This is a genomic window from Chryseobacterium culicis, assembly GCF_002979755.1.
Lineage (GTDB): Bacteria > Bacteroidota > Bacteroidia > Flavobacteriales > Weeksellaceae > Chryseobacterium > Chryseobacterium culicis_A.
The window spans coordinates 254,605-266,213 of sequence record NZ_PCPP01000005.1 but is presented as its reverse complement, the minus strand read 5'-3'; the positions used below and the strand labels follow the sequence as shown (position 1 = coordinate 266,213).

Here is an 11,609-nt window from a genome sequence, read left to right as displayed (position 1 = left end):
TTCTGTCAGTGTTGCTCCGTATTTGCGAGTGCAAAAGTAAAACTTTATTTCTTAATGACCAAATGTTTTAAAGAAAAATTTAAAGTTTTTTAAGTAACCTTAATTCTCTCCGAAACCTTAAGTCCTCTACTCCTGCGCTCCCTGTAATTGGGACTGCAAAGATACAAACTCTTTTTAAACTCACAACTTTTTTCTATTAAAAAAATTAAAGTTTTTTGTTTGCCTCATCTTATGGAGTACTGTAATGTTTTTGCTTATCTAAAAGCTCTTCTGCGCTACTGAGCTACTCTCGTTTTTCAGTGGGGCAAAGATAACAACTTATAACAACGCAAAACAACTTTATTTAACATAAATGTTACCTTCTGTTCATATTTAAGTCCTAAGCCGCTGAAACAAAGTGAGAAAAATTTTAAACAAAATCCATTCAATTTAAATTCATATAAAGTAAAACCAGCAATATTGTTATTATAAGTGATATTTAAGGCTTGCTTTCTTTATAGATCACGCTCAGAAATTCTGCATAAGACTTCTCCAGACCAATGATATCTCCGGATTTAAGGTTTAAACCTCCTACTCCTGAGTTATCCGGCTTCACTTTTAAAGAGGAAACCTGAAAATAAATATCATCATCATTGACTTTTGGCTGAACTTTTACTGTAGATCCTAAAAGTTTCTTGGTTGAGATGGTATAGATTTCTCCCGGCATAAATTTTAATTTTAAAAATGATCTGGGAGAGATGGTGTAATCTTTACGATTGATACTTATTTTCTGATCTTTTTCAGAGGAAGCAAATATATACATCTCTCCATGCTTAGTTACCAGTTTTTCTTTAGGCGTATAATATAACGCAATTTTATAATTGGCAGCATTGAATGCCTGCGGGGTACCATCTACATTTTCGAAGGGTTTTAATTCAAATGTATTGGCACCAATTTCTTTTGCTTTTTTATATACTGAGGAAAAGACAAGTGCATCATCTCTTGAAAAGCCCTGTACTTCTACTTCTCCTAAATAAACAGCATCTCCGGCGGATTCTTTCCTATAGAAGAATTTATCTGAGTTGTCATTTGTTTTTTCGACTTTCGTCATATAAACATTTTGTGCACTCCACAGCTGGATACATAATACGGAAAAGAGTATTGCAATATTTTTCATATACATATATATATTATGAGTTTGAAAGTATATCAACACATTCTTCAAGACTGTTTTCCCAATGTTTGGGTTCTATTTTGTAGACTTCTTCTATTTTATCCAAAGACATGGTACTTCTCACAGGTCTTTTGGCAGGTGTTGGATACTGCTCGGTTGTCAACGGATTTAATTTTACTGATGATTTTGAAAATTCAGCAATTTTTTTGGCAAATTCAAACCAGGTTGTCTCCGGATAGTTTGAGAAGTGGAAAATCCCATAGGTCTTTTGTGGAGCTTCGATGATCTCCATAATTGCTTCTGCCAAATCGTTTGCATTGGTTGGTTGTCCAAACTGATCAGCAACGATTCCCAACTCCTCTTTCTGAGAGAAAAGGCTCAACATTGTTTTCACAAAGTTTTTATTAAACTCAGAGTACAGCCATGAAGTTCTCAGGATGATTGTTTTTGGATTGATTTCCAGAGCAAGCTCCTCTCCTTCTCTTTTTGATGCTCCATATACTCCTATCGGATTAGTAAAGTCATCTTCAGAGTACGGAAGATTGGTTGTCCCATCAAAAACATAGTCTGTAGAAACGTGGATAAGAACAGATTTATAATCTGTACATGCCTGAGCTAGGTGAGCTACTCCATCAGCATTTACCGCAAAAGCTTTTTCCTTTTCTTTTTCTGCCAGATCAACGGCTGTGTATGCAGAAGCGTTGATGCAATAATCAGGTTTGTTATCATAAAAGAAATCATTCACCTGCTCTTCATTGGTAACATCTAAAGTGGATGAATCTGTAAATAAGAATTCATATTGATGTTCAAAGTCAGGAGCTATTTTTTTTATGCAGTTTCCTAATTGTCCGTTACTACCTATTACTGCTATTTTTTTCATTTGTTTATTATTAATTTTTAAGTTGGAACCTTCAATAAGAAATGGGGGTTAAGAGTTTTTGGCATTCTGAGATCTTAAGAACTTCACTCTTGACTGGAAGTCTTTTTGGATAAGATCTACATAAAATTTATCAAAAATCTCTTTGATATCCTGAGGATGAACTTCAGATTTTCTTGTTTTAACATTAAAATAGATCACGGTCACCCAAAGTACAGCGTGAATTGTCTTTTCATCCAGACTTTTCATCAGAATTTCAACTTTTGCTGTTCTATCCTGTACATCGATGGTTTTGCTGCTGATGACTACCTGTGTGTTATACCTTACTTCTTTTAAATAGGCTATTTCATTTTGAATGGCAATCCAGGTACAGCCGGTTTTCTTGGTATATTCTTCATAGGTAAACCCATAAAATGTTTCTACATGATCTTCTCTTGCATTGAACATATAATCAAGATATTTTACATTATTCAAATGTCCGATCGGATCACAGTCACTAAACCTAACTTTGACCGTAGTTGATACTTCTTTTTCCATTCCGCAAAAATAAAAAAACCACCTCTAAAAGAGGTGGTTAGTTTTATAAATCTTTGTTAATTTGCTGAAATTATTGAATTCCTAATTCTTTCTTCACAGCTGCAGTTGCGTCTGGTCCTGCTTTATAAAGGAATGCTGTTGAGTTTGCATCCATAATATAGTCATATCCATTAGCTTTAGCTACTTTTTCTACTGCATCATTTAGCTTTTTCTCAATAGGACCAAAAGCTACATCTTGCTTAGCTTGTAGATCTTTTTGAGCTTTGTCCTGCATTTGCTGGATTTCTTCAGCTAATTTTTTCATTTCTGCCTCTCTTGCTGTGTTTTCGTCAGCTGTTTTCTTAGGAGCTTCTGTTTGATATTGCTGATATTTAGTTTGAGCAGCATCTGCTTTTTTCTTGATCTCAGCTTGTTTTGTATCTAAGAATGTTTTAAGATCAGCATCTGCTTTCTTTTTCTCCGGCATAGCGTTAAGAACTCCCATTACATCTAAAGTAGCAATTTTTTGAGCTTTTGCCATACCTACAGATACAACCATCATTACTGCTGCAAATAATACACTTAATTTTTTCATAACTGGTAAATAAATAATTTAATTTGTTTTTAGATTTTAAAATATAGCAAAAGTTAATTTTCTTATTATTTTTTTCCTTTGCTATTTGTTTTTTCCTTCTTATCTGTTCCTTTTAACAGGATAGACAATACTTTTTCTGTGTAATCATATTTTGACTGAAGGAAAATAACACTAATGTTATTGCTTTTATCAAGAACTATGCCCAAGCCATTTTTTTCGGACATTGTTTTGATAGCTCCCCAGATCTGATCCTGAAAAGGCTGAACCAGATTTGTTCTCAGTTTTGTGATCTCACCGTTAGCTCCAAAACGTAAGCTTGTTGTCGTTTTAATATTTTTATCAAGGTCTGTAACTTCTTTTTCTCTAAGTTTAAGCTGGTCACCTATCAATAAAACTTTTTCACTTTCAAAAGCAGCTTTTTTTCTTTCATATTCAGTCTGAAGATTTTGAAGTTCAGATTCCCAGGTGTCGATCTGAGAGTTTAATCTTGCTTCAGCTTCTTTATACTGAGGTAATTTATTCAAAATTTCATCCGTATCCACTACTCCGATTTTCTGGGCATTGTTTAACCCAAAAAGCAAAAGGAATGCGAATGTGAAAATTATTTTAAAGTGCTTCATATTTGTAATTATAATGTTTGGTTCATCAAGAAGTGGTTTCTCCATCCAGACTTATCACCTGAAATTGTCTTATCAAGACCAAGTGCAAAGTCGAATCCGATCAATCCAAATGCTCCCATATAAACTCTTACCCCGACTCCGACTGATCTTTTCAGCTGGAATGGGCTGTAAGAACTCCATGAATTCCATACATTACCACCTTCAGCGAATGTCAAAGCGTAGATTTTAGCAGTCTGGCTCATAGAGATTGGGTATCTTAATTCTAAAGTAAATCTGTTATAGATTGTACCTCCACCTTTCTGCGTAATATCATCTGCCTGTCCTCCTTCTGTACTTGCATTTTCATAACCTCTTAAAGGGATTAATTCTCTACCGTCATATCTACCTCCGAAAAGACCTGTACCTCCCATGTAGAATCTTTCAAATGGCGGAGCACCCAACTGGCTGTTATATCCATCCATGAATCCCATTTCTGCAGAAGATCTCAAGACCAATTTTCCAATGATTTCATTGTAAACATCTGCTTTAAACTTGATTTTATAGAATTCCATCCACTTATATTTGTCAATAGCTGACATGGTGGAGTAATCTTTCTTCTTAAACAATGAGTATGGAGGAGTCAGTTTTGCTGAAAGCTCAATATTGGATCCCATTGTTGGGAAAATCGGGTCAATACCTGCAGAGTTTCTGCTCAATCCAAGGTTGACACTGAAGTTATTGGCAGTACCATTTGTTTCTGTAGTATCTCCAAACTGGAATGGATAGTTATTGAAGTCATACTTCTGGAACTGTAATCCGGTGTAAAGTGAGAAATAATCATCCGGCCAGTTCAATAGTCTGTTTAATCCTACTGAAGCGGAGAAGATGTTCAATTTCTGAGCAGCTCCATACTGATCTGTATATCTTACTCTGGAGTTGTTCAAACTTACAGAAAGAGCTGTTGGTCTTGTACCAAATAACCAAGGCTCTGTAAATGATACTCCGTAGTTCTGGAAGTACTGTCCTGCCTGCACCTGAATAGAGAACGTTTGCCCGTCTCCCTGAGGCACCGGTTTGAAATCTTTAAACTTAAGGAAGTTCTTTAATGAGAAGTTATTAAATGTCAATCCTAAAGTACCGATAAAACTGTTACCACCGTAACCTGCCTGTAACTGAACCTGAGAAGATCCTTTTTCTACAAGTTTCCAGTTGATATCTACAGTATTATCCACCTGATTGGGCTGAATATCCTGACCGATCTGCTGAGGGTCAAAGAATGACATCCCTGCTAAATCGAAATAGGTTCTTTTAATTTCCGTTTTCTTGAATAACTCTCCCGGCTTTGTTCTTAAAGCTCTAAGAATCACGTGGTCATGGGTTGTAGTGTTACCCTGCCATGTTACTTTATTCCAGGTAGCCTGTTCTCCTTCGTTAATTCTAACTTCAAGGTTTACGGCATCTCCTGATACTGATTTTTCAACAGGTGTTACATTGGAGAAAAGATAACCATTGTTCATGTAAACAGATTTGATATCTGAATCATCTTCTTTTCCTCCGTCTTCACCAACTTTTTTGTTGAATCCTACAGCATCGTAAATATCACCTTTTTTATATCCTAATAATCTTTGTAAATATTCTGTAGCGTATACCGTATTTCCCGTGAACGTAACGTCCCCGATATAATATTTTTTACCCTCGTTAAGTTTTACGTTGATTTCGTAGTTATTTCTTTTGTTTCTCCATACAGAATCAGAAACGATTTTAGCATCTCTATATCCAAGGGAGTTGTAATAACTGATAAGGCTTTGTTTATCTTCCTGATATTTATCTTCAATGAATTTTGAGGATTTTAAAATACCACCGATCCCAAAACGTTTTTGTTTCGTTTCTTTGAAAGCATTATTTCTAAGCTTTCTGTCGGTTACATTTTCATTTCCTTCAAATTCAATATGGTCGATTTTAATTCTTTTACCCTTATCTACATTGATTGTCCAGTCTACTAAAGCAGGGTCTCCTGCATTTACTTTATCCTGAATCGTGATTTTAGCATCAGCAAAACCTTTTTTAATGTAGTCTTTAGGGACATTGGTTTTAAGGCTTGAAACCAAGTTCTGAGTGATCTTAGTTCCTGGTTTAAGATTGTTATCCTTTGCCAGTTTTTCACTTTTAGATTTACCGATTCCTTTTCCTGCAAATTTCACTTCTCCAAGTTCTTTCAGATCCTGCAGATAAAATTTCAGAACGATCGTCTGTCCTTCAATGCTTTGAACATAAACTTCCACTTCAGAAAAAGATTGGGTATCCCAAAGCTTTTTTACAGCGTTACTGATTTTCTGTCCCGGAATGTCTACACTCTCTCCTTTTGTAAGGCCCGTAAATCTTAAGATCTGAGCTGGTGTATATTTTTTTACCCCATCTACAACGATGTCTTTAAGTGTATAAGTTCCTGCCTCATTTTCTGCATGTACAGCATTATTTACTTTTGTGCTGTCTTGTGGAGTTACTTGTCCATAAAAATGTGCAGAAGCAGCAAACATAATGATGGGTAATAGTCTAAACTTCATTTTATCGAGTCTTTCTTTTCTTAAAATTTTATTGGCCATTTACCTGCTCACCGGTTAAACCATATCTTCTTTCTTTGTTTTGATAATCAACAATACATTGGAAGAAAATGTCTTTGGTGAAATCCGGCCACAGAACATTTAAAAACTGCAATTCTGCATAAGCAATCTGCCAAAGCAGGAAGTTGCTTATCCTTATTTCGCCGCTGGTTCTGATCAGTAAATCTACAGGAGGAAAATCTTTTGTATAAAGATAGTTTTCAAATAGACTTTCGTTAATATTTTCTATCTCTACTTTTCCTTCTTTTACATCAGAACTTATATTTTTTACAGCTTCCAGTATTTCATTTTGTGAGCCATAGCTTATAGCCAATACAAGGTTTCCTTTTGTGTTTTCTTTTGTAAGTTCTACCACACGTTCCAACTGCTCTTTCACTAATGTAGGCAGCTTTTCAAGATTCCCTATAACATGCATTCTTAATCCTTTGCTGAAGATCTCTTCTGCTTCCAGAAGCAGGGTCTCTACCAACAGATTCATAAGGGTATTCACTTCTTCACTTGGACGATTCCAATTTTCTGAAGAGAATGTATACAGTGTTAAATAAGGGATATCAATCTCATTACATGCATTAATGGCATTTCTTACTGCATTAATGGCATTTTTGTGACCGAAGGTTCTTTCTTCGCCACGAGATTTTGCCCATCTTCCATTACCATCCATAATGATGGCTACGTGTTTTGGTAAATTCTCAGAATTTATTTTTTCTTTTATCAACGACATATTATTCACAATAACATGGAGGTCTTCCGAACGAATATGTCAGTCCTAAACTGAAAGTATTTATCCAGTCGTTGGATCTGTCATCTCCAATATTTCTCTTTTTAATAAACTCTGCTTCTCTTTCTTTAGAAACTGCATAGTAGTTCCCTGACTGTAATAATGAACCACCTGTAGCAGGATCCAAAATATCAGCATTAAAAGAAGTTTTTACATCTTTGGAAAGGATCTTACTGTGATCCAACTGATCCGTCAATGTATATCTGAATGTAGCTTCTGCAAATATAGCCCATGAATGGTTGAATTTATACTTCAAACCAACACCAAAAGGAATATGCATTGTTACTTTTTTCCCTAATGAATAGTCTGTTGTAGTGGTAAAATCCAATTCATTGATTGGAGCCTGTGCTACACCATCCGCATCTCTTCTGAAATCATTCACAAGGGTTGCTTTAGGAGCGTCAAACATCAAAGCACCAACACCTCCGAAGATGTAAGGGCTCAGCATGCTGATCTGCTCATTATTTACAGGGAAAAAGTTATATTCAAACATTAAACTCGCCTCATACACATTATTTTTTCCGTATGAGTTTCTATTTCTTCTATAATCTTCTTTCGCCGCTTTATCACTAAACTGAATCTGGTTATATCCTAAATCCAATCTAACAGTCTGATGCGGGTTAAAATTAAATCTGTATAATAAACCACCATAAAATGGGATGCCCCAATCTGACGCTCTGCTTAAATCCAACGGCTTCTGTAAAATATAATTTGTCCTTCCTACATCTCCCACTAGGTTACTCATACCTAGACGAACTCCCAATTCGTTTCTTTGTGCTTTAACACTTACCACTCCAAGGAAGGCAAGGAAGCTAAACAATAATTTTTTATTCATAAAAGAATATGGATTTATGGTTATTTTAAAATTTAATTTTTGCAAATATAAAACATTTTTATATTAATGATAATCTTAATGTTTAGTTAAAAATAAACAAAAAAACATAATTTGTTATAAAGTAAACGGCAAAGTGGCAAAAATATTCTTTTTTTCATAGAATGAAAATACCCTAAATATGAAAAAACCCCCATTAAATGAGGGTTTAATGCTTTATTTTTTGTTGAATAATACCTGTACTTTATTTCTGATCCTTATCAGTAACGGCTCTTTATAATTTTTATCTTCATCAAAATAACCATAACCATAGCCATATCCGTAGCCATAACCGTAGCCATATCCGTAACCTTGTTTTGTATTATAGTCATTATAAACAAGCCCTAAATTATTAACTTCATCATTATGATACTTTTCAGTAATCATTTTCAGCATATATTTTTCTGTATATTCATGACGAACTACATAGATATTAGCATCAGAATGCTTCATGAGTTCATATGAATCAGCCACAAGACCTACAGGTGGCGAATCTATAATAATGAAATCATATTTTTCTTTAAGTTCTTCTATAAACCTGATATTTCTCTGGCTCATTAAAAGTTCAGAAGGGTTTGGCGGGATAGGACCTGAAGTAGCAACATCAAGATTAGGAATCTTGGTTTTATTAATAATCTGGTCAATATCTACTTCCCCTGTAAGGTAGTTTGAAATACCGTATTTGTTATCAATTTTAAAATCTCCAAAGATTTTTGGCTTTCTAAGGTCCATTCCTAATAGGATTGTTTTTTTATCACTTAATCCTATTACAGATGCCAGATTGATAGAAATATAAGTTTTTCCTTCTCCACCAATGGATGATGTAATCAAAATAACTTTACCTTTTTCACTTTCATTATCCATCAAGAATCTCATATTGGCTCTTATTCCCCTGAAGGCCTCTGATACAGATGATTTCGGCTGCTCCAGAACGGTAAGCATATTTTCATTGCTGTTATTTCCTATTACCCCAAGAAGTGGAATTTTCGTAGCGCCTAAGAGTTCTTTGATATTTCTGATTTTACTATCAAACACTTCACCAATAAAGATAAACAATAATGGAAGCAACAACAGTCCGGAAATAATGGCCGTTTTCGCTAATTTCACATTAGGTCCTATAGCTCTTTGCCCCAAATTTTTAGCAGGGTCAATCACTGTAATATCAGATTGATTGGTTGCCATTCTCATCTTAGTATCACTCTGTCTTCCCAAAAGGCTATTGTAAGTGGCCTCAATCATATTATATCCTCTCTCAGCGTCCAGATACTTTCTTTCTTTTTCAGGATAAGAAGCTAAATCTGAGTTGGCTCCTGAAATATCATGATCAATTTTATTGATTTCATCATAATATCTGTTATAATATCCTCTTAAGCTGTTGGATGATCCCATTCTTGCCTCATCAATAAGCCTGTTGATTTCTCTCATCGGCTCTGATGACGGTTTATAAATAGAAGCCATTTCTGCTTTTTTGATATACAGAGCTTTAAGTTCAGAAACCGTTGCTGAAAACAAACCATCTTCAAAACCTGCTGCATTGGTCCCAATCATTTTATCAAAATTTTGAGACTGCAGGGTATTTTTAATATTGTTTAGAGAGTTGATTTTGCTTATGATATCTGCTTTTTTAGCTTCCAGCTCTTTTATTTTCTCCAGAGATTTTTCATCTCGGTCTTTAATGTTATAAAGCTTTTCCGAAGTTTTTAAATAATTCAGTACGTTCGCACTTGAATCCAGCTTTTTACGGATATTATCCAGGTTGTCTTTTAAAAAGACGTCTGTATTCTTATTAACAATATTTTTATCTGCTAATCTCTTTTTTTGTAGTTCTGCAACAGATTTATTTAGGAAATTAACCGTCCCGTTAAGATTATATCCTTTTTTGGTAATAATCATAATGGATCTGATTTCTTTATCAAAATCAACGCCTGTAGTGGAAACAATTTCATTAACACTCTCATTGACCGAATTCAGGTTTACAATGATATTATCCAACTGGATTTTAGCAGGAACAGGATTTTTAAGAAGTCTGAATCTCAGGTTAGGAGAATTGTACCACTCATTGATTTTAATGATTTTATCAGTAGGTCTGCTGTATGGATTGATACTTTGAAAACCTTCTAACTCATAACTATACAGGTTTGTGGATTCTCCTTCTTCCGGTAAAACCACTTGATACGCTCCATCCCCTTTTGGTATCAGGGTAATAGGATAATTAATCTGTTGAAGATGTTTTTTATCAATCTGAAGAAAGACCGGTGAATCATCTTTATCAAGGTAAGTGGATTTTATCAGTCCCTTAGTAGAATAATTGACAAAAAGATCCAGTTCTTTCACCAAAAATTCGTTGTGTGATCTTGATAAAAGCATTTTCTTCAGATAAATCCCATCCTGATTTCCATTATCTCCCCAGATGAAGTTGATGGATTGATTAGCCTGTGTGGGTAAATATTCAGATGCTTTACTGGAAGTACTTAATGACAAATCTGATGCATAAATATTTTGTGCATAGTATTTACTGTATCCCCATGCAAGAGCATATCCGATAAGAAACATAAATACAAACCAGTACCAGTTTTTAAGGATTCTTCTTAAAAAGTGCTCTAAATCAAATAACGCAAACGATCCATACTTTTCTTTCTGAGAATTATTCTTCTCTGTAGCGGTTACTCTTTCTGGAATCATGACTAAAGATTTTTAAGAAGTAAATAAATAGACAATGCCGTAGTAATTACCGAAACTCCTGTCGTTAAAGTCTGGATAGGATCTTTTCCGAATCCATTCAAGCTTTTTGCTCTTGTGTTCAGGTAGATTTCATCCCCGTTCTGTACATAATAGAAAGGAGAATTCATAAGATCTTCGCGGGTAAGATCTATTTTAGCAATTTTGATTCCTTCGGGAAGTTTTCTGTGGATCACGATCTCTTTCTTGTCGATCGTTCTGTTCAGTCCTCCATTAATGGCTAAAGCTTCAGTAATGGTAAGGGTATTTTTATGGGCAACTTTCTCTCCTGAAAGTCCTGTAGTTTCTACGTCACCAAGAATATAATAAGTAATCCCGTCCGTATTCAGTCGCACCTCAGATTTCCCTTCCTGGAAATTTTCATTTACTTTTTCCTGAATTTCTTTTCTGATATCTTCTAATGTTCTTCCTTCCGCTTTTACATATCCAATTCCAAAGACATTGACATCCCCATTGGTGTCAACTTTCAGTCCATTAAAATAAAAATTCATATTTCCTCCTCTGCTTGCACCAGAATTAGAACCTATTGCTCCTCCTGCAGAACCACCACCTGACATGGCGGGACTTATTGCAGTTCCAGTTCCTGCTCCAATTCCCCCCGAGGAATTGTAAGATGAATAAAACTGTGCGGCATCTCCTTTTGGAGTGGTCACAATATTAAGGTTAAGGATATCATTTTTGGTAATCCTGTACACAGGGATGTTGTAGGGAACAAGACCTTCTTCATTAATTACGAGACTCTCACTGGGCTGCAGATATCTGACATCCTTTGTTGTAATACATGAGGTAACTAAAAGAGGGAATATTAAAAATAAATATTTAAAGTTTTTCATCATATATATATAATATTGTTTACAAAA

Annotated in this window: 10 protein-coding genes; all 10 read right to left on the bottom strand. The window is 34.9% G+C overall.

Annotated features, from left to right (window positions below; translation table 11 throughout):
• Window positions 1–478 precede the first annotated feature (478 nt).
• Window positions 479–1,090: a hypothetical protein gene (locus CQ022_RS20920; protein WP_228421822.1), complete on the bottom strand. Its 612-nt coding sequence runs from the start codon at window positions 1,088–1,090 to the stop codon at window positions 479–481.
• Window positions 1,091–1,169: 79 nt separating this feature from the next.
• Window positions 1,170–2,048: a dTDP-4-dehydrorhamnose reductase gene (gene rfbD, locus CQ022_RS20915; RefSeq protein WP_262497598.1), complete on the bottom strand. Its 879-nt coding sequence runs from the start codon at window positions 2,046–2,048 to the stop codon at window positions 1,170–1,172.
• 33 nt (window positions 2,049–2,081) lie between these two features.
• A complete protein-coding gene (locus CQ022_RS20910) occupies window positions 2,082–2,567 on the bottom strand; it encodes an acyl-CoA thioesterase (protein WP_105684213.1) in 486 nt (161 codons plus the stop codon).
• A gap of 70 nt (window positions 2,568–2,637) precedes the next feature.
• Window positions 2,638–3,141, bottom strand: a complete 504-nt coding sequence (locus CQ022_RS20905) for an OmpH family outer membrane protein (RefSeq protein WP_105684212.1) — start codon at window positions 3,139–3,141, stop codon at window positions 2,638–2,640.
• A gap of 65 nt (window positions 3,142–3,206) precedes the next feature.
• The gene (locus tag CQ022_RS20900; RefSeq protein ID WP_105684226.1) at window positions 3,207–3,761 is read right to left on the bottom strand and encodes an OmpH family outer membrane protein; all 555 of its coding nucleotides are present in this window, start codon (window positions 3,759–3,761) and stop codon (window positions 3,207–3,209) included.
• A gap of 8 nt (window positions 3,762–3,769) precedes the next feature.
• Complete coding sequence (locus CQ022_RS20895) at window positions 3,770–6,304, bottom strand: outer membrane protein assembly factor (RefSeq protein WP_105684225.1); 2,535 nt, start codon at window positions 6,302–6,304, stop codon at window positions 3,770–3,772.
• Between the two features lie 28 nt (window positions 6,305–6,332).
• A complete protein-coding gene (locus tag CQ022_RS20890; protein WP_105684211.1) occupies window positions 6,333–7,082 on the bottom strand; it encodes an isoprenyl transferase in 750 nt (249 codons plus the stop codon).
• A gap of 1 nt (window position 7,083) precedes the next feature.
• Entirely contained in the window at window positions 7,084–7,974 is an 891-nt protein-coding gene (locus CQ022_RS20885; protein WP_105684210.1) for a DUF6089 family protein, read from the bottom strand.
• Between the two features lie 213 nt (window positions 7,975–8,187).
• Window positions 8,188–10,692 (bottom strand): exopolysaccharide transport family protein, encoded by a 2,505-nt coding sequence (locus CQ022_RS20880; RefSeq protein ID WP_105684209.1) that lies wholly within the window; start codon window positions 10,690–10,692, stop codon window positions 8,188–8,190.
• Window positions 10,693–10,694: 2 nt separating this feature from the next.
• A complete protein-coding gene (locus tag CQ022_RS20875) occupies window positions 10,695–11,585 on the bottom strand; it encodes a polysaccharide biosynthesis/export family protein (RefSeq protein ID WP_105684208.1) in 891 nt (296 codons plus the stop codon).
• Window positions 11,586–11,609 lie beyond the last annotated feature (24 nt).

Coding starts and splice junctions, on each gene's coding strand:
- CQ022_RS20895 (WP_105684225.1), bottom strand. CDS start 6,304: ATGAAGTTTAGACTATTACCCATCATTATGTTTGCTGCTTCTGCACAT.
- CQ022_RS20910 (WP_105684213.1), bottom strand. CDS start 2,567: ATGGAAAAAGAAGTATCAACTACGGTCAAAGTTAGGTTTAGTGACTGT.
- CQ022_RS20905 (WP_105684212.1), bottom strand. CDS start 3,141: ATGAAAAAATTAAGTGTATTATTTGCAGCAGTAATGATGGTTGTATCT.
- CQ022_RS20880 (WP_105684209.1), bottom strand. CDS start 10,692: ATGATTCCAGAAAGAGTAACCGCTACAGAGAAGAATAATTCTCAGAAA.
- CQ022_RS20885 (WP_105684210.1), bottom strand. CDS start 7,974: ATGAATAAAAAATTATTGTTTAGCTTCCTTGCCTTCCTTGGAGTGGTA.
- CQ022_RS20875 (WP_105684208.1), bottom strand. CDS start 11,585: ATGATGAAAAACTTTAAATATTTATTTTTAATATTCCCTCTTTTAGTT.
- CQ022_RS20890 (WP_105684211.1), bottom strand. CDS start 7,082: ATGTCGTTGATAAAAGAAAAAATAAATTCTGAGAATTTACCAAAACAC.
- CQ022_RS20900 (WP_105684226.1), bottom strand. CDS start 3,761: ATGAAGCACTTTAAAATAATTTTCACATTCGCATTCCTTTTGCTTTTT.
- CQ022_RS20920 (WP_228421822.1), bottom strand. CDS start 1,090: ATGACGAAAGTCGAAAAAACAAATGACAACTCAGATAAATTCTTCTAT.